18 protein-coding genes are annotated in these 19,960 nt (G+C 70.0%); 11 read left to right on the top strand and 7 right to left on the bottom strand.

Annotated features, from left to right (window positions below; all coding sequences use genetic code 11):
* Positions 1 to 28: 28 nt before the first annotated feature.
* Positions 29 to 817, bottom strand: coding sequence for an SLATT domain-containing protein (locus ACFYY2_RS27355; protein WP_388747769.1), 789 nt, complete (start codon positions 815 to 817; stop codon positions 29 to 31).
* A 360-nt stretch (positions 818 to 1,177) separates the two neighbouring features.
* On the opposite strand from ACFYY2_RS27355, the gene ACFYY2_RS27360 reads away from it, so the two are divergent.
* From ACFYY2_RS27360 to ACFYY2_RS27390, 7 genes are all read left to right on the top strand, one after another.
* Positions 1,178 to 1,519, top strand: a complete 342-nt coding sequence (locus ACFYY2_RS27360) for a YbaB/EbfC family nucleoid-associated protein (RefSeq protein WP_388748054.1) — start codon at positions 1,178 to 1,180, stop codon at positions 1,517 to 1,519.
* A 71-nt stretch (positions 1,520 to 1,590) separates the two neighbouring features.
* Positions 1,591 to 2,190: a recombination mediator RecR gene (recR, locus tag ACFYY2_RS27365; RefSeq protein ID WP_388747772.1), complete on the top strand. Its 600-nt coding sequence runs from the start codon at positions 1,591 to 1,593 to the stop codon at positions 2,188 to 2,190.
* An 83-nt stretch (positions 2,191 to 2,273) separates the two neighbouring features.
* Entirely contained in the window at positions 2,274 to 2,933 is a 660-nt protein-coding gene (locus tag ACFYY2_RS27370; protein WP_329038758.1) for a DUF5063 domain-containing protein, read from the top strand.
* A gap of 244 nt (positions 2,934 to 3,177) precedes the next feature.
* A complete protein-coding gene (locus ACFYY2_RS27375) occupies positions 3,178 to 4,449 on the top strand; it encodes an aspartate kinase (RefSeq protein ID WP_388747775.1) in 1,272 nt (423 codons plus the stop codon).
* Positions 4,446 to 5,510 carry an aspartate-semialdehyde dehydrogenase gene (locus tag ACFYY2_RS27380; protein WP_388747778.1) on the top strand — a complete coding sequence of 355 codons (1,065 nt, stop codon included), beginning with the start codon at positions 4,446 to 4,448 and terminating at the stop codon, positions 5,508 to 5,510. The genes ACFYY2_RS27375 and ACFYY2_RS27380 overlap by 4 nt, the downstream gene beginning before the upstream one ends.
* A gap of 359 nt (positions 5,511 to 5,869) precedes the next feature.
* Positions 5,870 to 6,445 (top strand): SigE family RNA polymerase sigma factor, encoded by a 576-nt coding sequence (locus ACFYY2_RS27385; protein ID WP_327122309.1) that lies wholly within the window; start codon positions 5,870 to 5,872, stop codon positions 6,443 to 6,445.
* Positions 6,446 to 6,492: 47 nt separating this feature from the next.
* The gene (locus ACFYY2_RS27390) at positions 6,493 to 7,905 is read left to right on the top strand and encodes a hypothetical protein (RefSeq protein ID WP_388747781.1); all 1,413 of its coding nucleotides are present in this window, start codon (positions 6,493 to 6,495) and stop codon (positions 7,903 to 7,905) included.
* Between the two features lie 408 nt (positions 7,906 to 8,313).
* Here ACFYY2_RS27390 and ACFYY2_RS27395 read toward each other — a convergent pair whose 3' ends face one another.
* Positions 8,314 to 9,129, bottom strand: a complete 816-nt coding sequence (locus ACFYY2_RS27395) for an SURF1 family protein (protein WP_388747784.1) — start codon at positions 9,127 to 9,129, stop codon at positions 8,314 to 8,316.
* A 62-nt stretch (positions 9,130 to 9,191) separates the two neighbouring features.
* On the bottom strand, positions 9,192 to 11,051 hold the full coding sequence (locus tag ACFYY2_RS27400) for a S9 family peptidase (protein ID WP_388747787.1): 1,860 nt from the start codon (positions 11,049 to 11,051) through the stop codon (positions 9,192 to 9,194).
* An 88-nt stretch (positions 11,052 to 11,139) separates the two neighbouring features.
* Here ACFYY2_RS27400 and ACFYY2_RS27405 point away from each other — a divergent pair, with 88 nt between their 5' ends.
* Positions 11,140 to 11,976, top strand: coding sequence for a class I SAM-dependent methyltransferase (locus tag ACFYY2_RS27405; RefSeq protein ID WP_388747790.1), 837 nt, complete (start codon positions 11,140 to 11,142; stop codon positions 11,974 to 11,976).
* A gap of 49 nt (positions 11,977 to 12,025) precedes the next feature.
* Positions 12,026 to 12,445, top strand: coding sequence for a nuclear transport factor 2 family protein (locus ACFYY2_RS27410; protein ID WP_388747793.1), 420 nt, complete (start codon positions 12,026 to 12,028; stop codon positions 12,443 to 12,445).
* Positions 12,446 to 12,551: 106 nt separating this feature from the next.
* On the opposite strand, the gene ACFYY2_RS27415 is transcribed toward ACFYY2_RS27410, so the two are convergent.
* Both ACFYY2_RS27415 and htpG read right to left on the bottom strand, forming a co-directional pair.
* A complete protein-coding gene (locus tag ACFYY2_RS27415) occupies positions 12,552 to 13,346 on the bottom strand; it encodes an SGNH/GDSL hydrolase family protein (RefSeq protein WP_388747796.1) in 795 nt (264 codons plus the stop codon).
* Between the two features lie 369 nt (positions 13,347 to 13,715).
* Positions 13,716 to 15,629, bottom strand: a complete 1,914-nt coding sequence (gene htpG / locus ACFYY2_RS27420) for a molecular chaperone HtpG (RefSeq protein ID WP_388747799.1) — start codon at positions 15,627 to 15,629, stop codon at positions 13,716 to 13,718.
* Positions 15,630 to 15,815: 186 nt separating this feature from the next.
* Here htpG and ACFYY2_RS27425 point away from each other — a divergent pair, with 186 nt between their 5' ends.
* Positions 15,816 to 17,036: a damage-control phosphatase ARMT1 family protein gene (locus ACFYY2_RS27425; protein WP_388747802.1), complete on the top strand. Its 1,221-nt coding sequence runs from the start codon at positions 15,816 to 15,818 to the stop codon at positions 17,034 to 17,036.
* On the opposite strand, the gene ACFYY2_RS27430 is transcribed toward ACFYY2_RS27425, so the two are convergent.
* A complete protein-coding gene (locus tag ACFYY2_RS27430; protein WP_388747805.1) occupies positions 17,033 to 17,686 on the bottom strand; it encodes a TetR/AcrR family transcriptional regulator in 654 nt (217 codons plus the stop codon). The genes ACFYY2_RS27425 and ACFYY2_RS27430 overlap by 4 nt on opposite strands.
* A 120-nt stretch (positions 17,687 to 17,806) precedes the next feature.
* Here ACFYY2_RS27430 and ACFYY2_RS27435 point away from each other — a divergent pair, with 120 nt between their 5' ends.
* Positions 17,807 to 18,364 carry an NADPH-dependent FMN reductase gene (locus ACFYY2_RS27435; RefSeq protein WP_388747808.1) on the top strand — a complete coding sequence of 186 codons (558 nt, stop codon included), beginning with the start codon at positions 17,807 to 17,809 and terminating at the stop codon, positions 18,362 to 18,364.
* Between the two features lie 304 nt (positions 18,365 to 18,668).
* Here the strand turns inward: ACFYY2_RS27435 and ACFYY2_RS27440 are convergent, their stop codons facing one another.
* The gene (locus ACFYY2_RS27440) at positions 18,669 to 19,943 is read right to left on the bottom strand and encodes a hypothetical protein (RefSeq protein ID WP_388747811.1); all 1,275 of its coding nucleotides are present in this window, start codon (positions 19,941 to 19,943) and stop codon (positions 18,669 to 18,671) included.
* Positions 19,944 to 19,960 lie beyond the last annotated feature (17 nt).

Consider the following 19,960-nt stretch of genomic DNA (forward strand, 5'->3'; position numbering starts at 1 on the left):
CCGGGCCTCCGGTCCGGAGCCGCCCCGCTCAGCGGGGCGGCTCCGGGGGGCGCTGACGCGGCATGTTGGGACGGGCCACCGACGGCATGGTGAGGCGGCTCGGAGGTGCCCCCTGTTCGGGGCGGCCGGCGGTCCCGCCCGACACCAGCGACTGCATGCCCATGGGCGCGGGTCCGGCCCGGAACTCCACCATCCAGTCCGCCGTCTCCATGCGTCCCAGCTCGGTGATGTCCTCCGAGAACCGGCGCAGCACGCTCAGGCACCGCTCCGCGGCCTCGCTGGCCGTGCCCTCGGTCGGCCCGAGCACCTCCCGGACGCACTCCGAGGCCCAGTCGAACTGCAGGACCTGGAGGCGGCGCTGCACGGCCTGGGCCGTCGCCAGATTCCTTATCCAGCCGGAGGTCAGTCCGAAGTACCGGTCGCAGGCCATGCAGGCGGCCCCCAGCAGCAGGGACAGATAGCCCCAGCCGGCCGAGCCGTGCAGTTCGCCGGTCAGGTCGAGCAGGGGCAGGGCCGCGCCCGCGACCACCCCCACCGCGGTGCCCACGCGCAGGAGCCTCGCCGTGCGCCGCTTGCGGACCCTGTCCCGCAGATACCAGTCGGCGGTCTCCAGGGCGCCGGCCTCGACCCAGCGGTAGAGCTCGTCGAGCCGCTCGGCCGGGTCGCCCCAGTCGCCCGTGGGGAACGCGCGGCCGGTCAGGTCCCGGGGGCCCGGGCTGCGGCGCATCGTGGACCGATCGGTTCCGGTACTCGCGCCGGATCCAGCGCCGGACTCCTTGCGGGGCTGCCCGTCGGGCTGCATCTCCGGCTGACTCACCGGGGCACTCCTCTGCACTCTGCGTTCGGCGCGTAACGACGCGGATCGGCACGGTTGTCGGTCACGGGAGGGACGGATCTCCGGCATATGACCGGGCCCCACCCGTGTAACTCTGCGTTACCTACGATGTGCGTGTGCGTACGGATACGCGTCCTCTTCCTACCGCCGAATGGTGGGGCATGGGGTCGAAATCGCGGGATTCCCGCGTGCGCACGGCCTCTGGTCAGGTATAGGAGCACCGCGAACCCTTTTCCGGACTCACTCGAAAGAGTTGCTCCCCGGCGGGTGGGGCGCGGTGTCCGGTGAGCACGTAGGCTCGGCGTACCGAAACAATCCGTCGTCGAAGTGCCAGGAGTGACCGTGATTCCCGGTGGTGGCCAGCCCAACATGCAGCAGCTGCTCCAGCAGGCCCAGAAGATGCAGCAGGAACTCGCAGCGGCCCAGGAGGAGCTCGCGAGGACCGAGGTCGAGGGTCAGGCGGGCGGCGGCCTCGTGAAGGCCACCGTGACGGGCTCCGGCGAGCTCCGCGCGCTGGTCATCGACCCCGGCGCGGTGGACCCCGAGGACACCGAGACGCTGGCCGACCTGGTGGTCGCCGCGGTCCAGGCGGCGAACGAGAACGCCCAGCAGCTCCAGCAGCAGAAGCTGGGCCCGCTGGCCCAGGGCCTGGGCGGCGGGGCCATGCCGGGGCTTCCGTTCTGACCCCGTGACCACCCGGACGTGCCGTCCACGACCGTCGACGGCACGAGCAGGAGAAAAGGAAAGGCGTTCCGTTGTACGAAGGCGTGGTTCAGGAACTCATCGACGAGCTGGGCAGGCTGCCCGGCGTCGGTCCCAAGAGCGCGCAGCGGATCGCCTTCCACATCCTGCAGGCCGAACCCACCGACGTACGCCGTCTGGCCCACGCCCTCCTCGAAGTGAAGGACAAGGTCCGCTTCTGTGAGGTCTGCGGCAACGTCGCCCAGCAGGAGCGGTGCGGCATCTGCCGCGACGAACGCCGCGACCGCTCGGTCATCTGCGTGGTCGAGGAGCCCAAGGACGTCGTGGCGATCGAGCGGACCCGTGAGTTCCGGGGCCGCTACCACGTGCTCGGCGGCGCGATCAGCCCCATCGAGGGCGTCGGACCCGACGATCTGCGCATCAGGGAACTCCTGGCCCGGCTCGCGGACGGCTCGATCACCGAGCTGATCCTGGCGACCGACCCCAACCTGGAGGGCGAGGCGACGGCGACGTACCTCGCCCGGATGGTCAAGCCGATGGGTCTGCGGGTGACACGGCTGGCGAGCGGACTGCCGGTGGGCGGCGACCTCGAGTACGCCGACGAGGTGACGCTCGGCCGTGCCTTCGAGGGGAGGCGGCTGCTCGATGTGTGACCCGACAGCTGATGGCGGCTTTATGTTCGGCGGCGCTATGTTCTACCCACCGTTCGCGACCGTGCTCACGGGAGGTCCCCTCGATGTCTGACGCCACGCTGAATTCCGTCACGCAGGACCCGGACGACTTCGCCGTCCAGATCGCGGACCAGATCAAGACGTTCATCGTCGCGGTCACCGAGGTGTCCAAGGCGGACGAGCCCGAGACGGCCGTCCCGGTCCTCCTCCTCCAGGTCTCGCAGCTCCTCCTGGCGGGCGGCAGGCTCGGGGCCTACCAGGACATCCTCCCGGACGAGCGCTACGAGCCCGATCTCGGACCCGAACCGGACGCCGACGGGCTGCGTGAGCGCTTCGCGGAGCTCCTGGAGCCCATCGACGTCTACTCCGAGGTCTTCGACCCGTACGAGCCCCGCAAGGCCCCGGTGCCGCACCGCATCTCCGACGACCTGGCCGACCTGGTCACCGACCTCGGCCACGGGCTGGCCCACTACGAGGCGGACCGCACGGCGGAGGCCATGTGGTGGTGGCAGTTCTCGTACTTCTCCAACTGGGGCTCGACCGCGTCGGCCGCCCTGCGCGCCCTCCAGTCCCTCATCGCGCACATCCGGCTCAACCAGCCGCTCCAGGAGCTCGACGGCCTGGACACCGACCAGGACCCCGGCGACGGCGACCTGGCGGAGGAGGCGGGCCGCGTGATGGCCGCGGAGATCGCCGGACCACTGGGCCTGCGGCCGGTTCTCTAGCCGTCCCGGAGGGCCCCGCCGGGCCGTCCTCCCGGAGCCCCGCGGGGCTCCGTCCACGCTGTGTCCTGGGCCACAAAGAGGCGTGCGGTCCGAAGAAGCAGGGCAGCAGCCCGCTACGAGCAGTTCGGAGCGACACGCCGGTCCGCGTGGTGGGCGGGACATCTCACCATCCGGTACCGACGGGTCGATTCCGGGCTGCTCGTTAAACTGAGCCGACCGCACCATTATTGAGCGAGGAGCGCACGTGGGCCTTGTCGTGCAGAAGTACGGAGGTTCCTCCGTAGCCGATGCCGAAGGCATCAAGCGCGTCGCCAAGCGAGTCGTGGACGCCAAGAAGAACGGCAACCAGGTGGTTGTCGTGGTGTCCGCGATGGGCGACACGACGGACGAGCTGATCGATCTCGCCGAGCAGGTTTCCCCGATGCCGGCCGGGCGTGAGTTCGACATGCTGCTGACCGCCGGGGAGCGGATCTCCATGGCCCTCCTGGCGATGGCGATCAAGAACCTGGGCCACGAGGCCCAGTCGTTCACGGGCAGCCAGGCCGGCGTCATCACCGACTCGGTCCACAACAAAGCGCGCATCATCGATGTGACGCCCGGCCGCATCCGGACCTCGATCGACGAGGGCAACATCGCCATCGTCGCCGGGTTCCAGGGGGTGAGCCAGGAGGGCAAGAACATCACGACCCTCGGCCGCGGCGGGTCCGACACGACCGCCGTCGCGCTGGCAGCCGCGCTGGACGCGGAGGTCTGTGAGATCTACACCGATGTGGACGGTGTCTTCACCGCCGACCCCCGGGTCGTGAAGAAGGCCCGGAAGATCGACTGGATCTCCTTCGAGGACATGCTGGAGCTGGCGGCGTCCGGCTCCAAGGTGCTGCTGCACCGCTGCGTCGAGTACGCCCGCCGTTACAACATTCCGATCCACGTCCGCTCGTCCTTCTCGGGACTGCGCGGGACGTGGGTCAGCAACGAGCCGCAAGGGGACCAGCTGGTGGAGCACGCGATCATCTCGGGAGTCGCCCACGACGTCTCCGAGGCCAAGGTCACCGTCGTCGGTGTGCCCGACAAGCCGGGCGAGGCCGCCGCGATCTTCCGCGCCATCGCCGACGCCGAGATCAACATGGACATGGTGGTGCAGAACGTCTCGGCCGCCTCGACCGGCCTGACGGACATCACGTTCACACTGCCCAAGGCGGACGGCCGCAAGGCCATCGACGCCCTGGAGCGCTGCCGCGCCGGCATAGGGTTCGAGTCCCTGCGCTACGACGACCAGATCGCGAAGATCTCCCTCGTCGGCGCGGGCATGAAGACGAACCCCGGCGTGACCGCGGGCTTCTTCGAGGCGCTGTCCGACGTCGGCGTCAACATCGAGCTGATCTCGACATCCGAGATCCGTATCTCGGTGGTCACCCGGGTCGACGACGTCAACGAGGCCGTGCGCGCCGTGCACACCGCCTTCGGTCTCGACAGCGACTCGGACGAGGCCGTCGTCTACGGGGGCACCGGCCGATGACCGTACGCCGCCCTTCGCTCGCGGTCGTGGGAGCGACCGGGGCGATCGGCGGCGTCATGCTCCAGATCCTCTCGGAGCACGCGGACGTCTGGGGCGAGGTCAGGCTCGTCGCCTCCCCGCGCTCGGCCGGCGCCAAGCTGGTCGTGCGCGGCGAGGAGACCGAGGTCCGCGCCCTCTCCGAGGACGTGTTCGACGGGGTGGACGTGGCCCTGTTCCTGGTGCCGGACGAGGTGTCGGCCCGGTGGGCGCCGGTCGCAGCCGCCCGGGGCGCCGTGGTCGTGGACGACTCGGCGGCCTTCCGGACGGACGACGAGGTCCCCCTGGTCGTGCCCGAGATCAACCCCCATGCCGCGCGGCGCAGGCCCCGCGGCATCGTCGCGTCCCCGACCTGCACGACGCTGTCGCTGATCGTCGCGGTCGGCGCACTGCACGCCGAATTCGGGCTGCGGGAACTGATCGTCTCCTCCTACCAGGCTGTGAGCAGCGTGGGCCGGGACGGCGTCACCGCGCTGCGCGAACAGCTCGCGCTGGTGGCGGGCACGGAACTGGGCACGCGTCCCGGGGACGTGCGGCGGGCGGTGGGCGACGCCGAGAAGAGCCCCTTCGCCGCACCGGTGGCCCTGAACGTGGTCCCGTGGGCCGGTACCGACGCCGGGGACGGCTGGTCGTCCGAGGAACTGGCCATCCGTGACCAGTGCCGCAAGATTCTCGGCCTGCCCGGACTGAAGGTCACGGCGACGTGCGTGTACGTACCCGTCATCGCGACGCACTCCATGTCCGTGCACGCGCGCTTCGAGAACGAGGTCGCGGTGGACCGGGCGCACGAGGTCCTGGCGACCGCACCCGGTGTGGTGCTCTTCGACAGCCCGGCGGCCGGGGACTTCCCCACGCCCTCCGACGTGGTCGGCACCGACCCGACCTGGGTGGGCCGGGTGCGGCAGTCGATGGACGATCCGCGTGCCGTCGAGATGTTCATCTGCGGAGATAACCTCCGAAAAGGCGCGGCCCTGAACGTGGCCCAGATCGCCGAATCCGTGGCCGGAGAATTTCCCCGGACCTGATCGAACCTCTTTTGTAGGATCTGTGTGCGCCCTGTGGGTAAATCGCTGGTCTGAAGCTCTTGAGCTGGGGCGTTGTCGTATCCGACGATGATCTCCTCGGCATCTGCAACCGCTGGTCGGATGCGACGCGTCTACATCGTCACTTCTTGTGTGGCTGGATGCGTTTTCGGGGCATTTGGGGAAGAGCAGGTACGAATGAGGGCATGTCGCACAGCATCGAACGCGGTGCCGTTGGCGTACAACCCTGACGGGGGGATGGGTGTCCAACTGGCGTGGCAGAGGTTCTCGACATCACAGTGGTGGGCCCGTTGCGGGGCGCTTCGGTGCGCCCGCTCCGGCGGCCCCGCGCACCCGGCGGTATGCCGGTGATTGCGCCCATGCCCGCTGCGCGCTCCGCCCGGCTGCCTTCGCAGCGCGAGGGCGCTGAGGAGACGGTGGCGGCAGGAACGACGGTCGATCATCTGACCGAGACCTATCGCGCCCACTACCGTTCGCTGTTGGGCCTCGCCGCCCTCCTGCTGGACGACACCGCGTCCTGCGAGGACGTGGTGCAGGAGGCGTTCATCCGGGTGCACTCGGCGCGCAACCGTGTGCGCGAACCGGAGAAGACGCTCGCGTATCTCCGGCAGACCGTGGTCAACCTCTCCCGCTCCGCCCTGCGGCGACGCATCCTCGGGCTGAAGCTGCTCTCCAAGCCGATGCCCGACATGGCGAGCGCGGAGGAGGGCGCGTACGACCAGCTGGAGCGGGACGCCCTGATCAAGGCGATGAAGGGGCTGCAGCGCCGTCAGCGCGAGGTGCTGGTGCTGCGCTACTTCTCGGACATGACGGAGGCGCAGGTCGCCGAGACGCTGGGCATATCGCTCGGTTCGGTGAAGGCGTACGGCTCCCGGGGTATCGCCGCACTGCGCCTGGTGATGGAGGCGCAGGCATGAGCGGGCCCGAGCACAGGCACGACGATGACCGGACTGGAAACGGAATTGTGAACGACGGGCCGGACGACACCCCGCACAGCGAATCCGAGCGGGACGGTGAGCAGGCACAGGCCGACGAGGCCGGCGTCGACGGCGCCGAAGCGGCCCCAGGCACCGCAGCCGAAGGTGCTGCGCCGGATGGCGCCGGGGGCTGCGGCTTCGCCCCCGGTTGCCCGGAGGGCGGCGGGTTCGCGCCGGGCGGTGCTGAGGGTGGCGGTGCTGCGCCGGGCGGTGCGGACGGGGGTGGACTTCCCTCGGACGGCGGTGGGCTTCCCTCGGGTGGAGCCGGCACCCTGACCGAGCTGTTCGGGGGTATGACCGGTGCCGGTATCGGTGCCGGCATCGGTACCGGCGGCGGTGCGGTTTCCGGCGGCGCTCGCGACGGCGTTTACGACGAAGCCCATGAGGCCGCCCACGACGGTCGGGACATGGGCGAGGCCGAGTTGCGGCTCCTGCTGCGTGGCGCTGTCCAGGGACTCGAACCCTCGACCGGCACTCTCGACCACCTGCAGCGGGCGGTGCCTGCCCGGCGGGCCAGGCGGCGTCAGGCCCTGGTGGGCGCGGCGGCCGCGGCACTGCTGATCGGTACGGCGGTTCCCGCTTTCGTCCACGTGGCGAACTCCGAGGGTTCGGCCACCGCCAGCCCGGCCATAGCCGGTCATGGGCAGCAGGCGCAGGGCGGCAGCGGCGAGGACGCGGGCAGCAAGTCCGACGGCCCGCAGTCGACCGGTCCCCAGGACTCCCATACCGAGGGGGGCGGGGGCGAACACGGCAACTCCGCGGAACCTTCCGAGGGATCCGGCCCCGACGTCGAGGGAGCCGGAACCGCGGGTCTCGGCGACACTCCGGGTGACAACGCCGCCGCCACCGCCTGCGACCCCGGTCAGCTCGGCGTCGCCTCGGCCGAGGCGGGCGCCGCCGGCGCCAACGGCACCGTCTACGGGGCGTTCAAGATCTCCAACGTGTCCGGCAGTTCCTGCTCGGTCACCACCAACGGCACCGTCGGCTTCCAGGCGGCAGGCGCCGCGGATCCGATGAAGATCAACGTCGTCCAGCACATCGCGGGGGACCCCGCGTCAGGGCTGCCCGACCCCTCGCTGGAGCCTGGGACGGTGGTCCTGAAGCCCGCGATGGCGTACGAGGTGCGCTTCGCATGGGTGCCTTCGGACACCTGCCCGACCACCGGTGGTTCGCCCAGTCCCACGCCCACGGACGGCGCCGGTGGCGGCGGTGACAGCACCGGCACCACCGCCGGGTCGGCGGAGACCGGGACGCAGTTCGGCAGTGCGGACGAGGGGCCGGCGGACGGCAGCATCGCGGTCACGCACACCCCGGAGGCCGGTGCGCCGACCGCCGAGACCACGATCTCCAACGCCTGCGCCGGCACGATCTACCGGACGGGCGTCCTGGGCGCCTCGTAACAACCCGATACGGGCACCCTCGACACGAGCAGCGCCCCCGACACGAGCATCCCGTGACGATCCGCGGCCCGCTGAGAACCCGCCAGGTTCCGGCGGGCCCGGTCGTTCGTGCTCGACGTCCGGAATTGGGCGGTGGGGCCTGTGGGCCCGTACCCGGGCGGGCATGTACGGGGGGCGTGTACGGGGGGCCGGTGGATCGGTCGCGTACCTGTGTGGGGCATGCGCGCGCTCGGCGTTGTTCGCGTACCTGTGCGTGGCGCGCACGGCGGTCGGGCGCGTGCTACCCGGGCGGGCAAGCGAGGGTCAGGGCAGCCGGGGCGCCGCGCACCCCGCGTGGGGTACGCGCACCTCGGTCGTGCACCCGCCCGCTCTCAGCACGTGCCCTGTGCCGGGCCTTGTTCGGCCCTGTCAGTCGGCGTCGGCGGCGAGGCCGAGTTCCACGTCCCGCGCCGCTTCGGCCTCGCGGCGCATGAGCCGGAACCACATGAAGAGCACGAAGCCCCCGAACACGAACCATTCGCCGGTGTAGCCGAGGTTCTGGAAGGCCTTCAGGTCGAGCCCGCTGCCCTGCGCCGCCGCGGCGGGCACCGGCTTCATGCCGCCGCTCGCCCCACCCGCCCCGGCTGCACCACCCGACCCGGCCGGCTCACTCGAATCGGGTTCCGGCAACGTGACCCAGGCGTCGTACACGTCGTACGGGACGAGGTTCACCAGGGACGCGGCGCTGATCATGCCGAGCTGCCCCTCGGGCAGCCCACCCGTCAGGTTCACGCCCTTGGTGCCGCTGTTCTCGGAGGCCTGCAGATCACCGGTCACAGTGACCCGCCCGGAGGGAGCCGCCGGGACCCTGGCGCTGCCCGGCGAACCGGGCAGCCAGCCCCGGACGACCGGCAGCGCCTTGCCGCTGTCGGTACGCAGCAGATCCAGCACATAGAAGCCACCGCGGTCGTCCAGCTCGCGCCCGGGCACGAGGAACTGGTCCCCGTACGTCCCCGTGGCCACGGCCGGGCGCCCGGAGGTCTCCGTGCTCACCGGCAGCAGCTCGTCGAGCGGTTTCGCGGCGCGGGTACCCGGATCCGGTCGGTCCTCGGCCTCCTCATGGGTCTGGACGCGATCCTCGAATCGGCCGAGCTGCCAGGTGCCCATGAACACGCAGAACGGTATGGCCAGCACGACGAAGAGGTTGATCCCCCACCATCGCGGGGTCAGCAGGAACCGGTACACCCCTCCACGGTACGGTCCCCGGCGCCGGGCGCCCGGAGCGGGGTGCACCATTTATCCGGACCTTACGCCTTCGGCCCCCGGTCCTCCCCGGCCCGGCCCGCCGCCGCTGCTCCCAGGTGCCGCAGCGTGAAGTCCAGCTCCAGCCTGACCTGTTTGATGCGTTCCTCCACGACGAGCGAGCCGTGGCCCGCGTCGTAGCGGTACACCTCGTGGACGGCGCCGCGGGCCGCGAGACGGTCGACGTAGTTCTCCACCTGCCGGATCGGACAGCGCGGGTCGTTGACGCCGGCCGAGATGTAGACGGGCGCGCGCACGGCGTCGACGTACGTCAGGGGGGACGAGGCCTCGAAGCGTTCGGGCACCTCCTCCGGGGTGCCGCCCAGAAGGGTGCGGTCCATCGCCTTCAGTGCCTCCATCTCGTCGTGATACGCGGTGACGTAGTCGGCGACCGGAACCGCGGCCAGTCCGAGTGCCCAGACGTCCGGCTGCGTGCCGAGGCCGAGCAGGGTCAGATAGCCACCCCACGAACCACCGGCCAGCACCAGCCGCTCGGGATCCGCGAGCCCGGAGTCCACCGCCCACTCCCGGACCGCGGCGATGTCCTCGAGCTCGATCAGCCCGACGCGGTGCTTGAGCGCGTCCGTCCAGGCGCGGCCGTATCCGGTCGAGCCGCGGTAGTTGACCCGTACGACGGCGAAGCCGTGGTCCACCCACGCGGCGGGACCCGAGGCGAAGGCGTCGCTGTCGTGCCAGGTCGGGCCGCCGTGTATCTCGAAGACCGTGGGGAACGGCCCGTCACCGACGGACGGCGTCTGGACCAGGGCATGGATGCGGCCCCCGGGGCCTTCGACCCAGGCGTCGCGCACGGGAACCGACGCGGGCGCCTTCGCCCCGGGCGGGTCGAGGACGACCGAGCCCGACGTGGAGCGCACGGCCGGCGGCTGCTCCGCGGACGACCACAGGTACTCCACCGTGCCGTCCGGCCGCGCGGTGGCGCCCGACACCGTGCCCGCGGGGGTCTCGACCCTGACCGCGTCGACGGTCCCCGGCTCGTGGCGCCACAGCTCGCTGCGGGCCTCGAAGCTGTGCTCGATCAGCAGGGCCGAGCCGTCCGGATACCACTCGGCCCCCACGTCACCCGGCAGATCGATCGGCAGGTCGGTCTGCGTCCCGGCGACCGGGTCCCAGATCATCGGCTCCCAGCGCCCGCGCCGCTGGTGTCCGACCAGCAGCCGGGTGTCACCGGCCACCGGGGCGAAGCCCAGCACCGCCAGGCCCAGTTCCTTCGTACCGCCCTCGGTGTCGTCCAGCTCGGCGACCGTCGAGCCGTCGGGGCGCACCACCCGCAGCGCGGAGTGCATCGCATCGCCGTGCTCCGTGTGCTCCAGGGCGATCAGGTCCCCGTCGTGGGAGAGATCGCCGACACCTGCGGACTCCCGGTGCCGGTAGATCACGACAGGCTCGGCGCCGGGGCGCACCAGGTGCACGGTCGTGCCGTCCTCGTCGGTCGAGCGGCCGACGACCGCCGTCCCGTCCCGCCCTATCGCCAGTCCGGCCGGGTAGGAGGCTTCGAGGCCCGGCGCCGCCACCTCGTCCGCGCCGCCGTCGAAGGGCTGGCGCATCCACACGCCGAACTCGTCGCCGTCGGTGTCGGCGAACCACCAGACGTCCCGGCCGTCCGGCGTCAGCACGCCGTCCGTCGTCCCGTTGGGCCGGTCGGTGACCTGCCGCTGCTTCCCCGTCGCCCGATCCCAGGCGTACAGCTCGTACGTGCCGGTCGCGTTCGACACGAAGAGCGCGCGGTCGGGGGCGTCTTCGGCCCAGTCGGGCAGGGAGACCCGGGCGGCGCGGAAGCGCTGCTCCCACTGCGGAGGCTCCTTCTCCCGCTCGGGCACGGACGCGAGGTTCTGTGTGTCGCTCATGCCCCCATCCAACCCGATGTGCCGCGGTACCGGGCGGCCTGTGGATAACCGTTCGCACGCATCCCGCCCTGTGGGTAACTTCCGCGGTATGTACGCACCGACACCGGACGACTGGTACGAGACCAACCGCGCGCGCTGGGACGAACGCGTGCCCATCCACGCCGCCGGTGAGTTCTACGGCCTGGACGCCTTCCTGGCCGGCCGGGACGCCCTGCGCGCGTTCGAGGTCGAGGAGGTGGGGGACGTGACCGGCCGGACACTCCTGCACCTGCAGTGCCACATCGGAGTGGACACGCTGTCCTGGGCCCGCCACGGCGCGGCGCAGGTCGTCGGCCTCGACTTCTCCGAGCCCGCGGTCGAGACCGCCCGCGGCCTGGCCCGGTCACTGGAGCTGACGCCGGAGCGCGCGGCCTTCGTCGCCGCAGACGTGTACGACGCGGCGCAGGCGGTTCCGGACTCCGCGTACGACATCGTCTACACCGGGTTCGGAGCCCTGAACTGGCTTCCGGATCTGAGACGGTGGGCGGAGACCGCGGCGTCGCTGGTCGCTCCCGGTGGATTCCTCTACGTCGCGGAGTTCCATCCGCTGACGGAGTGCCTGGACGACGAGACCGGATCGAGGATCACGTACGACTACTTCAGCGGTGATCCCTGGGTGGACGAGTCACCCGGCACCTACGCGGATCGCCACGCCACGACCGTCCACAACCGCAGCGTCGAGTGGCAGCATCCGGTGGGGGAGGTGGTCTCGACCCTCGCGGAGGCCGGGCTGCGCATCGAGTTCCTCCACGAGCACGACGCGTCGCTCTTCCCCAGGTATCCGGTCCTGGAGCGGCACAGGGACGGGTACTACCGTTTCCCGGCCGGCCGGCCCCGCATCCCGATGGTGTATTCGGTCAAGGCCTCGCGGCCGATCGACCGCTGAGACCGGCGTTCCCGGCCGATTGTCAGTGGCGGGCGTCACACTCGGACGCATGACAGACATGGCCGACACAGCCGGTACGACGTCGGGAGCCGCAGGGCTGCGCGCCTCGGTGGAGGCGTACTGGGCGGCGGCGGACGCCCGCGACTGGGAGGCGTTCGCGGCAACCCTCTCCGACGACGTGGTGTACGACCTGCCGCAGACCCGCGAGCGCGTTCTCGGCAGGGACCGCTACGTCCGGTTCAACCGGGAGTATCCGGGGGACTGGCGCGTCCGTATCGAGCGGATCGTCGCCGACGGGGAGGGGCGGCAGGCCGCCGCCCGGACCTGTTTCGCCGTGGCGGGGGAGGAGATATCCGCCGTCCACTTCTTCGCCTTCGACGCAGTGGGACGGATCAACGAGGTGACGGACTTCTGGCCCGAGCCGTACGAGCCGCCCGCGGGCCGGGAGCATCTCGTCGAGCGTTACTGAGCCCGACGGGCAGGTGCCGGGCAGGTGCGTGCCCGCAGCCGCCGCGCGGTGGTGCCACCGGGCACTGTCCGGTGGCACCACCGCGGGACAGCCGCGCTCACGCGCGCTAAGCCACGGAGCGGAAGGCCGGCAGGTAGCCGTTGGACTGCCCGATCGCCTTCGGGTGGTACGAGTTGGTGATGGGGATCGACACGCTGTGGATCCAGGCGTCTCCCGAGCAGAGTTCGTGCCCGGTGAACTCGTCCACCACGCTGGAGAAGGTGAACCCCGCGTCGGCCGCCCGCTTGGCGAGCACCCCGTTCAGCACGTCCGACGCGTTGTTGATCGACCCGCGCTCGGTCTCCGTCAGCCCGGCGATGCAACTGCCCGAGAGCTTGTAGAAGCGCGGGTAGCCGAGGACGACCACGTGAGCCTGGGGGGCACGCGAACGGATGCCCGCGTAGAGCGAGTCGAGAGCACCCGGCAGCGAGTTCTGCATCTGTGAGACCGCTGTGTTCACACGGTTCACGCAGGTGGCCTCGCTCTGCAGGACGCACGTCTGCATGACGTCCGCGAAACCGACGTCGTTGCCCCCGGCCGTGACGCTGACGAGCGTGGTCGACGACGTCAGCGCGCTCAGCTGACCGCTCGCCACGGACGCCGTCGTCGCACCCGAGCAGGCGACGAACTTGAAGGAGGAGGGGTTGTTGGCGTTCGACCAGAGGTACGGGTACGCGTTGGTGCTGCGCATGCAGTTGCCGCTCTCCGACGTGTAGCTGCCGGCGCCCACTCCGGAGGAGTAGGAGTCACCGAGAGCTACGTAGTCGGCTCCTGCGGCGGATGCGGGTGCCGCGATGCCGAGTGCGGCAGCGGCGGCGATCGCGAGAGTGAAGACGGAGGCCCGGAAGGTTCGTACTGACATGGCTGCCAGCCCTTCGAAATGTGGGGGACGAGGGGGGAGTTCGTGGGGCGAGCATGTTTTTAGCAGCTCCCGGTACCCGTCGGTAAGTGGCCTCGCTGGAAGTCGTCTGATATGCCCGAATGATCGTTCGGTGGGCGATGCTCCGCGCGTAGATAAACCTTCGAATGGCCCTCGAAATGGTGAAGGCCTGGGGCGTTTCGCGACTCTCCGTGACCCTCGCGCGTCATCCTTCACCCGCCCGCGGCACCCGATATCCGCCACCTGCCCGCGTCACCCGATATCCCCGATATCCGCCCTCCGCTACTGGGCCCCCGCACGACCGCGGCCGCCAGGAGTCCTGGCGGCCGCGGTGACGGGAACGGGTACGGACTACAGCGTGCGCTCCAGCCGGTCCGCCATCAGCCTGCTGAAGCGGGAGGGGTCGCTCAGCTCGCCGCCGTCCGAGAGGAGGGCCAGCCCGTGGACGAGTTCGGCCGTCTCGGCCAGCTCGGTCGAGGCGTCCGGGTCCTCGCCCCTCGCGTCGTGAGCCTTCTTCAGCCCGCTGATCAGCCCGTGGGACGGGTTGAGCTCCAGGATCCGCTTCGTGCGCGGCACTTCCTGGCCCATGGCGCGGTACATGTTCTCCAGGGCCGGAGTGGCGTCGTGCGTGTCCGAGACGATGCAGGCCGGGGACACGGTGAGGCGCGAGGAGAGGCGCACCTCCTTCAGGGTGTCGCCCAGCTGCTCCGTCATCCAGGTGAGGAGCCCGGCGTACTCCTGCTGCCGCTTCTCGCGCTCGGCCTCGATCTCCTCCTTCTCCTCGTCGCTGTCCAGGTCGACTTCGCCCTTGGCGATGGACTGCAACTGCTTGCCGTCGAACTCCGGCACGGACTGGACCCAGACCTCGTCGACCGGGTCGGTCAGCAGGAGGACCTCGAAGCCCTTGGCGCGGAACGCCTCCATGTGAGGTGAGCTCTCCATGGCGGAGCGCGACTCACCCGTCATGTAGAAGATCTGCTCCTGCCCCTCCTTCATCCGCTCCACGTAGGAGCGCAGGGTGGTCTGCTCCTCCTCGTCCCGGGTGGAGGCGAAGGAGGCGATCTCCAGGATCGCGTCCCGGTTCTCGAAGTCCTGGAACAGGCCCTCCTTGAGGACCCGGCCGAATTCCTTCCAGAACGTCGTGTACTTCTCAGGTGTCTTGGACCGCATGTCCTTGACGGTCGAGAGCACCTTCTTGACGAGGCGACGCCGCATCATCTCGATCTGGCGGTCCTGCTGCAGGATTTCGCGCGAGACGTTGAGTGAGAGGTCCTGCGCGTCGACTACGCCCTTCACGAACCGCAGATACGTCGGCATGAGTGCTTCGCAGTCGTCCATGATGAATACGCGCTTCACATAGAGCTGCACACCCCGCTTGTGGTCCTGCATGAACAGGTCCTGCGGCGCGTGGGACGGGAGGAAGAGCAGGGCCTGGTACTCGAAGGTCCCCTCCGCCTGCATGCGGATGGTTTCGAGAGGGTCGGTCCAGTCGTGGCTGATGTGCTTGTAGAGCTCGCTGTACTCCTCGTCCGTCACGGAGTCCTTCGACCGGGCCCACAGGGCCTTCATCGAGTTGACGGTCTCCGTCGTGGGCTCGGCGTCCTCCTCGCCCGACACCGCCGCCATGCGGATGGGCCAGGTGATGAAGTCCGAGTAGCGCTTGACGATCTCCCTGAGCTTCCAGGGCGAGGTGTAGTCGAAGAGCTTGTCCTCGGTGTCCTCCGGCTTGAGCCGCAGCGTGACCGAGGTGCCCTGCGGGGCGTCGTCCACGGGCTCGACGGTGTACGTGCCCTCACCACCGGACTGCCAGCGCGTGCCGGTCTCCTCGCCCGCGCGCCGAGTGAGCAGAGTGACCTCGTCGGCGACCATGAAGCTCGAATAGAACCCCACGCCGAACTGTCCGATGAGTTCCTCGGACGCGGTGGCGTCCTTGGCGTCCTTCAGTTCCTGCAGGAATTTCGCCGTACCGGAATTCGCGATCGTCCCGATCAGCTGCACGACCTCGTCGTGCGACATTCCGATTCCGTTGTCGCGCACGGTGAGTGTGCGCTTCTCCGGATCCGCCTCGATGGCGATGTGGAGGTCGGACGAGTCGGCCCGGAGCGTGTCGTCGCGGAGAGTTTCCAGTCGCAGCTTGTCCAGCGCGTCCGAAGAATTGGAGATGAGCTCGCGGAGGAAGACGTCCTTGTTCGAATAGATCGAATGGATCATCATCTGCAGGAGCTGGCGCGCTTCTACCTGGAACTCGAATGTCTCGGCCGGCATGGGTGCGGGTTCCCTCTCTTGGTTAAATCATCTGAGTCGACACATATCGTAACCAGGCCTCGGCGAGCCCATGTGCGGCTTCCTTCCCGGCTGTTGGCTGTCCGGCCTGCGGGCGCCGCGCACGCGGAGGGCGGACACGGGCACCCGCAGCCGGAGCTCGTCACCCCGGACAGGCAGACTGGGTGCATGGGCGACGAGCGAGCCGTTTCCGGGACCACGCGGGACTCCGGGCTGCCACCGGTGATCACATGCCGGGAGCCCGGCACCTTCGCCCGGGGTGTGCTGGCCGAGCGCCATCCGGCACTCATCGAACAGGTGCGGGACGCCTTCCCCTACGGTCCCGGCCGGCACCGCGCCCTCGACGACCTGCGACACGAGATCATCCACGGTGTCGTCGAACCGCCCGGTCCCGCGAGTCCGGACCGGGGGTTCTGGCTGGACCAGGGGCGTGAGCACTTCGGGCGCCCGTGGTTCGACGCTCCGTTCCTCTGGGCGGAGAGCTACTTCTACCGCAGACTCCTGCAGGCGGTCGGTTACTTCGACGAGGGGCCGTGGCAGGGCGTCGACCCCTTCGCGCCGTTCAAGCGTGCCGAGCTGCACGGCGACACGGTGGACGAGGAGCTCAGGTCCCTCGACGACCTCACCGCCCTCCCCGCAGGTGAGCGGGCGGCAGCCCTCCTCCAGGCCTCGCTCTGGGGAAACCGTGCCGACCTGGGCTTCCGGCCTTCCGACGACGAGCCGTCCCTCGGCGAGCCGGACCACAGCCTGGTCGCCGACGCCACGGGGGAGCTGTGGTCGCTGATGCCCGCCGACGAACGGGGCACCGTCGCCGTCATCGCTGACAACACCGGGCGCGAGCTCATCCCCGACCTGATCCTCATCGACCACCTGCTCGAACACGGGCACGCGGACCGGGTGGTCCTCTATGTGAAGCCCCGTCCGTACTACGTCTCCGATGCGATGACGGCCGATGTCGTCGACTGCCTACGCCGTCTGAGCGGAGCCCCCGGTGAAGCCGGTGTGATCGGCAGGCGCGTCTGGGAGGCCATGGGAGCGGGCCGGCTCGACGTGCGTACCCACGCCTTCTTCTGCGCCCCGTTTCCGTACGAGCTGATGCCTGAGGACCTCAGGGCCGAGCTGGCCGCCGTCGGGCTGACGATCCTGAAGGGCGACCTCAACTACCGTCGGCTGGTGGGGGACCGGCACTGGCCCCCCACGACACCGTTCGCCGACGTCACCGGTTACTTCCCCAGCTCTGTCGCGGCGCTGCGGACGCTGAAGTCCGACGTCGTCGTGGGTCTGGACACGCCCGCTCTGGAACGCCTGGAGACATCCGGCCACGCATGGCGTACGAGCGGCACGCACGCTCTGGTCCAGGTGCGCGCCGGGCGGGGCGGCCCGCTCTAACGTGCTATGCCGAGCCGCGTGACGAGGTCGTGCCAGCCCTGTTCCACCTGTGCGAGCGGAATGCCGCGTTCGCAGGTCAGGTGGTGGACGAGGGGGGTGTCGATCGATGCGAGGAGCGAGTGGGCGAGCAGCTCCGGATTCCCGGCCACGCCCGTCTGCTGCACCAGCATGGCGACGTGGCTGAGGCGCAGCCGGTGGGCGGGGATGCCGAAGGTGCGCAACGGATCGGTGCGTGAGGCCAGGATGAGCTCGTGGTGATCGCGCTCGTGGCGCATGACGGCCGGTCCGAACGCGTGGAGCCGCTCGGCAGCCGGGGCGTCCGGCCCCATCGGGGGAGGCCCTGAGAGGAACGTCGCCTGGAGCAAGGACTCCCGGTGGTCGAGCAGCGCGATGAGCAGGCCGGTGCGGTCCTTGAAGCGGCGGAAGACGGTGCCCTTGCCGACTCCGGCCGCCGCGGCCACCGACTCCATGGTGAGGTCCGCGGCCCCGCACTCCGCCAGGAGCCGCGAAGCGGCCTCCAGCAGGAGGGCGCGATTGCGTGCCGCGTCCGCCCGGAGGTGCTCGGGTTCGCCCGCGGCCGCGAGCGTGAGGCTCGTGCGCGTCTCGCCGGGGTCGGGCGGCCCGGACAGCGGGGGCAGGGGGGCTGTCATGACGTCAAGGGTAGCGCCGCAGGACCAGAAGTGGACCGCGGTCCGCTTCTGGTGGTACAACTTTAAACGGACTACGGTCCGCTTATCTTTGCAGTCTCGGTCTCCCCAGGAGCTTCCCCCATGTCTGTACGCATTCTCGCTCTCGTCGGCAGCCTCCGCGCCGGCTCCCACAACCGTCAGCTCGCCGAGGCGGCGGCCAAGCACGCGCCCGAGGGCGTCGAGGTCGACCTCTACGAGGGCCTCGTGGACGTCCCCTTCTACAACGAGGACATCGACGTCGAGGGCGACGTGCCCGCCGCGGCCGCCCGGCTGCGCGAGGTGGCCGGCCAGGCCGACGCGTTCCTGCTGTTCTCGCCGGAGTACAACGGCACGATGCCGGCCGTCCTGAAGAACGCGATCGACTGGCTGTCGCGCCCCCACGGCGCCGGCGCCCTGACCGCCAAGCCGGTCGCCGTGGTCGGTACGGCCTACGGCCAGTTCGGTGGCGTGTGGGCCCAGGACGAGGCGCGCAAGGCCGCCGGTGTCGCCGGCGCGTCGGTCCTCGCGGACGTCAAGCTCTCCATCCCGGGCTCCGTGACCCGCTTCGCCGAGCTCCACCCGGCGGACGACGCCGAGGTCGTCGCCTCGCTGACCGAGGTTCTCGGCCAGATCGCCAAGAGCACCGCCGCCGCTGCCTGATCCATCCCTCGGCACGGAACCGCCGAGGACGCGGCTCCGGCCGCCAACGCCATGACCGGCTCGTGTGGGCCCGGTCCTGTTCCCCTCACAGAGGCGGGGACAGGGCCGGGCCCACACGTCGTCTGCGGCTCACCACCGCCCTCCGGGAAGTGGCTCTGCCGACGAGCTCGTGCACGATAGGCGTCACCGCAGGTCAGCGGCTTGCACCGGCGCGACACCCGAGCCGCTGACCTGCATTGATGCAGCAACAATCCTTATCGTGCACGAGGTCGTGAAGCGTGTCGCAGAACGCGTCGCCCGTGGCCTAATCCTCGGTCCACTTCCCGCTCGTGGCGATCGACTTCAGCTGCCGGATGGTCAGCGCGGGGGTGTGCCGCGTGGCCGCCGCGTGCTGGGAACCGGAGTTGATCGCGGACACCAGGACCCGGAAACCGTTCGTGCGGATGGTGTCGGCGGTCCACATCACGACGCCCGCTCCGCCCTTCTCGCCCGGGCCCTGGTGGGTGGCGACCTTCGTACCGTCCGGCAGGACCTCCGCCCCTGGTCCGAAGAGCTCGTTCTCCACGTCGCCCATGCCCGGCTGCACGTTGATCTGAACCAGGCTCGCGCCCTTGCCGTCGTTCACGACGACGTAGGCGTATCCGCCGTCATCGCGCTCGGACACCACCTTTGCGGAAGCGGGGAGAAGCGACTTGAGCTTCTTCAGGATCGCCGATGTGCTTTGCCCCTGAGCCGGTGGCTGCTGTACGGGCTCAGGGCGGGCCTTTCCCAGAGCGTTCATAACGGGCCGCCACTCGTCCGACAGGACGAGCGCCTTCAACTGGGCGACGGTGAGCGGAGGCGCGGGCCGCGAGACGGCGGCCCCCTTCTCCGCGGGTGCGTTCCACTCGCTGGCCTCGACCGTGTAACCGTCGGGGGTGACGAGATATGCGTGCCACCTCTTGGTGGCCACTCGTTGGTCCGGGTACTCGTAACCCCGCACCACCGTCAGGCGCGAACCGTTCGCCAGCGTCTCCTCCCGGCAGGAGTCGTAGGTGACGAAGACCTTGTCGGGGCATTCGAGCCCCTGCCGCGCCTGCGTACCGTCCGGATCGACGGCGCCGACGCCCACCTCGATCGCGGCCTTGCCCTTGCCGTCGTCGAGGACGAGGTGAGCCGACGGCCCGAACCGGTCGGCCGTGCCGCGCCCCTCCTTCCTGCTGACCTTGCCCTCCGGCAGCAATACCTCCAGCTTCTCGATCACCTGCTGTGCCGAGAGATGAGGCCCCTTGACGGGTACCGATTCCGCCGCAGGACCGGTGTTCCGCGCCGTCGGTTGTGCGGCCACGCCCGCGTTGCCGTCTGCCGAGCCGTTTCCGAACGTCCCTGTGGTGTACGACGCCCCGTATCCCACGGCGGCGAGTGCCGCGACGCTGCAGGTCACGGCTGCGATCCGTCTGCGTCGTAGCACCCGTCGGCCGCGCATGACACCACCGTCGACCAGCGCGCGCCCCTCCGCGGAGAAGTCCTCCCCGGTACGGCGCAGCGCGTCACCGAGCCCGCCTTCGAACGTATCCAGGTCTTCCGGTGTTCCAGACATGCCAATCACCACCATGT

The organism is Streptomyces sp. NPDC001822 (assembly GCF_042892135.1).
Classification (GTDB): Bacteria; Actinomycetota; Actinomycetes; order Streptomycetales; family Streptomycetaceae; genus Streptomyces.

What these genes read in the sequence shown, in the direction of transcription:
- ACFYY2_RS27370 (WP_329038758.1), top strand. Translation starts at nt 2,274, where the DNA reads ATGTCTGACGCCACGCTGAATTCCGTCACGCAGGACCCGGACGACTTC.
- ACFYY2_RS27380 (WP_388747778.1), top strand. Translation starts at nt 4,446, where the DNA reads ATGACCGTACGCCGCCCTTCGCTCGCGGTCGTGGGAGCGACCGGGGCG.
- ACFYY2_RS27385 (WP_327122309.1), top strand. Translation starts at nt 5,870, where the DNA reads ATGCCGGTGATTGCGCCCATGCCCGCTGCGCGCTCCGCCCGGCTGCCT.
- ACFYY2_RS27400 (WP_388747787.1), bottom strand. Translation starts at nt 11,051, where the DNA reads ATGAGCGACACACAGAACCTCGCGTCCGTGCCCGAGCGGGAGAAGGAG.
- ACFYY2_RS27405 (WP_388747790.1), top strand. Translation starts at nt 11,140, where the DNA reads ATGTACGCACCGACACCGGACGACTGGTACGAGACCAACCGCGCGCGC.
- ACFYY2_RS27410 (WP_388747793.1), top strand. Translation starts at nt 12,026, where the DNA reads ATGACAGACATGGCCGACACAGCCGGTACGACGTCGGGAGCCGCAGGG.
- ACFYY2_RS27415 (WP_388747796.1), bottom strand. Translation starts at nt 13,346, where the DNA reads ATGTCAGTACGAACCTTCCGGGCCTCCGTCTTCACTCTCGCGATCGCC.
- htpG (WP_388747799.1), bottom strand. Translation starts at nt 15,629, where the DNA reads ATGCCGGCCGAGACATTCGAGTTCCAGGTAGAAGCGCGCCAGCTCCTG.
- ACFYY2_RS27425 (WP_388747802.1), top strand. Translation starts at nt 15,816, where the DNA reads ATGGGCGACGAGCGAGCCGTTTCCGGGACCACGCGGGACTCCGGGCTG.
- ACFYY2_RS27430 (WP_388747805.1), bottom strand. Translation starts at nt 17,686, where the DNA reads ATGACAGCCCCCCTGCCCCCGCTGTCCGGGCCGCCCGACCCCGGCGAG.
- ACFYY2_RS27435 (WP_388747808.1), top strand. Translation starts at nt 17,807, where the DNA reads ATGTCTGTACGCATTCTCGCTCTCGTCGGCAGCCTCCGCGCCGGCTCC.
- ACFYY2_RS27440 (WP_388747811.1), bottom strand. Translation starts at nt 19,943, where the DNA reads ATGTCTGGAACACCGGAAGACCTGGATACGTTCGAAGGCGGGCTCGGT.